This is a genomic window from Actinomadura sp. HBU206391 (genome assembly GCF_014323665.1).
Taxonomy (GTDB): Bacteria; Actinomycetota; Actinomycetes; order Streptosporangiales; family Streptosporangiaceae; genus Actinomadura_C.
The window spans coordinates 1-2,317 of sequence record NZ_JABVEB010000486.1 but is presented as its reverse complement, the minus strand read 5'-3'; the positions used below and the strand labels follow the sequence as shown (position 1 = coordinate 2,317).

Genomic DNA, 2,317 nt, shown 5'->3' with positions numbered 1-2,317 from the left:
GAGGACCCGATCCGCCTCCCCCTCCACACGTGATTGGGGGTAACCACGCGCCGGTCCCGGCGCGCCTACCGCCCAGGGCGCACGATATGAACGCCTGACTTGTTCCCGAGCGTCAAGGCACGGCCAACGAAACAAACCACCGAGACGCCGAGACGCCGAGACGCCGAGACGCCGAGACGAGCACAACCCGCAGCGCATGCCGCTGCCACCCGGAATCGACATCTACGGCACTCACGACGCTGCCACCGAAGGCTCCAACCATCGATCGCGAGGTCGGCCCGGCTGAGTTTTGGATCTTCCTCCGGACGGTCGCGATCACCCTTGTGACGCGGCACAGAAGCATGATCAACGGCATCCGAGCAACCAACGAGCAACCAGGGGTCACAAACCATGACGAATCGACCACCGGAACCTCCGCTGGATCATGGAGAAACCGCAGGTCAGACATGGTGGGCCGCCTGGGACTCGAACCCAGAACCGACGGATTAAAAGACCGCTCCATGCACACCGGACCGACACTCCTACTGTCGGCCTGTGCCGGTTCATCCGCGACTCCGCCGTTTCCGATGCCGGATCGTGCCGGGTCGTGCTACTGCGTTCCGTGGCATACGAGCAACCACCGAGCAACCATGCCAGCGATCAGCTGGCCCACGGCCCAGAACGGAGATCGGCTCGTACACAACATCAGAGGGCGTGGCGATCATTGGGAATCTGATCACCATTACGAGCGCTGGGAGCACTATGACCGCGCTCCAGCACGCGCCTTCCCGACGGATCACCCCCACGGCTGTAGGGAGCACATCATGACGGTGGTCCTTCTCGGCGCCGTACGGGTCACCCCCACGGGCATAGGGAGCACGCGATGAACGGCACGCGCGAGCCCGGGAATCACCCCCACGTACGTGGGGAGCACCGTCCGCTGAGAGGTGTGACCGATACGCGGAGGGGATCATCCCTAGTGCATGGGGCGCACCCGAGGACTTCAGCAAGGCCAGTGAGCATCGCCGGATCACCCTACGTGGGGGTGATCCGCGCCCGTCGTTGTCCAGCGCGTGCTCGAGCCGTTGCTCCCCACGCACGTGGGGTGATCCGCCCGCCTACGACCAGGTGGCGTGGACGCAACTGGGGAACCTCAGGTTACCTTTGGCCTCAGTGCTGATGATCTATGAACCAGACCAGCGCAGGTACAGAATGGCCACCCCATCGATCGTCACCTTGCCGGTCACGGGCGTCATGAACTCGGCCAGTCGCGGTAGGCACATAGGCTCGAAGAGCCCGCATAGGTCGACACAAGCATGCCGACCACAGCCTCAAACCCGGATCTTAAAACCCCACAGGCCGCTTCAGGTCAAGGAATGCTCTGACGGGCCCTCCATTCACTATCCGATCTCATGAAAGGACCTTCGATGCCCCTTGCACCTGAGATAAACATTGCCCACCAGAGTTCTTCGACAGGAACCGCCAGTTCACTTTTCGTATTCACCCACAAGGAAACCGAACGATTCTCCTGGGTCAGATCCCACCACTCCCATCGCCTGAGCCGAGGATCAAAACAGGAGATCCATTCTTGAACGCCCCAAACAGGCTCATTACTCCTGCACTGGAGATAGCGATCCCGTCCAAGCAAGGCCTCCCGATCAGCGTGATTACCCTTTTTAAGCTCACGAACAAACCACGACGGCAAAGGCGAAACATCGATCGGGTCAGCTTCGAAATCTGCATAAATCGCAATTTCGAGAGCCGCTGATACGAGGCTTCGCAGCCTTACCGCGTAGTCATCCTGCTGACCGAATGGCACGATCTTGAACACGGTCAAGGCCGGAGGGGGCGAACCCACAGGCCTTTGCCGCACTCTCAACCTCTCTTCAGAAAGATGGCTCTGCATCAGGAGGTACGCCCGCTTCCCGGGATGATATTCGCCATGAAGTCGTCGATCATGTTATCGGGGATTCCGATGAGACCAGGCGACTGATGCGGGTCAGAGATCTCCGGACTTGTCGACCGACGGTGACGCCATGCCTTCCGAGTGAGTTCTGAAAGCGGCCCAGATCTTGGTTGACGCTGCGGTAGCGCAGCTTCGAGGATCGAGTCGACGTAGGACGTCGGCATGTCAAATGCAACGATCTCTCCGGCGCCACCCCGGAAAGACCCAGAGTGTGCACTGTTCCCGCTCATATTTACGTATAGCGTCCCACTCCCCTGATGGCCTACGTTTCCTCCAGCATCGACCGAGAGCCGCTCACTGCCAGGATGAGCCTGACGTCGATAGACAGTGGTCGTGCAGTTGTGGACGAGGACCGGTGTGTCGCCGGCTTCT

Annotated in this window: 1 protein-coding gene and 1 tRNA gene; both read right to left on the bottom strand. The window is 60.5% G+C overall.

Annotated elements, in window-relative coordinates:
- Window positions 1-447: 447 nt before the first annotated feature.
- A tRNA-Lys gene (locus HKK72_RS38665) sits at window positions 448-519 on the bottom strand.
- A gap of 829 nt (window positions 520-1,348) precedes the next feature.
- Window positions 1,349-1,816 carry a hypothetical protein gene (locus tag HKK72_RS38660; RefSeq protein WP_187239337.1) on the bottom strand — a complete coding sequence of 156 codons (468 nt, stop codon included), beginning with the start codon at window positions 1,814-1,816 and terminating at the stop codon, window positions 1,349-1,351.
- Between the last annotated feature and the right edge of the window lie 501 nt (window positions 1,817-2,317).